Genomic DNA, 347 nt, shown 5'->3' with positions numbered 1-347 from the left:
CCGCCAAACAGATAGAAATAGTTCGTTTTCCCTTTGTAGGTAATGGTCAGATAGTTTGCGGATTGGTGGTCCATGCATTTGTATCCGCGACCTTTGAGTATGCGTTTCAATGGCTGTAAAACGTTCCTGCGTAGCGCCCCGATTGTCTTTCCGGACATTCCAAGATTTTCGCCATCGAATGTATCCATAGCCCAAGCAACAAAGGAAAATGACATTGCGATTGTTTTACCGGCACGGACAGATCCATCACAAATAATGGCATCCCTATCCTTTACAGGAGAGCCGGGGCGCCACCATGTCAGTACCTTCAATTGTTTAGTCGATAGAGGTTTCCACTTGAAAGACGC

The 347-nt window shown here is 46.4% G+C and carries 1 pseudogene; it reads right to left on the bottom strand.

The window, feature by feature from the left end:
• Window positions 1–311: pseudogene (locus SB754_RS19515) on the bottom strand (PBSX family phage terminase large subunit); the annotation flags it as partial.
• Between the last annotated feature and the right edge of the window lie 36 nt (window positions 312–347).

It is taken from the genome of Leifsonia sp. SIMBA_070, from assembly GCF_046534635.1.
In the GTDB taxonomy this organism is placed as follows: Bacteria; Actinomycetota; Actinomycetes; order Actinomycetales; family Microbacteriaceae; genus Leifsonia.
The sequence above is the reverse complement of the archived record's forward strand: the minus strand, read 5'-3'. Positions and strand labels throughout refer to the sequence as shown.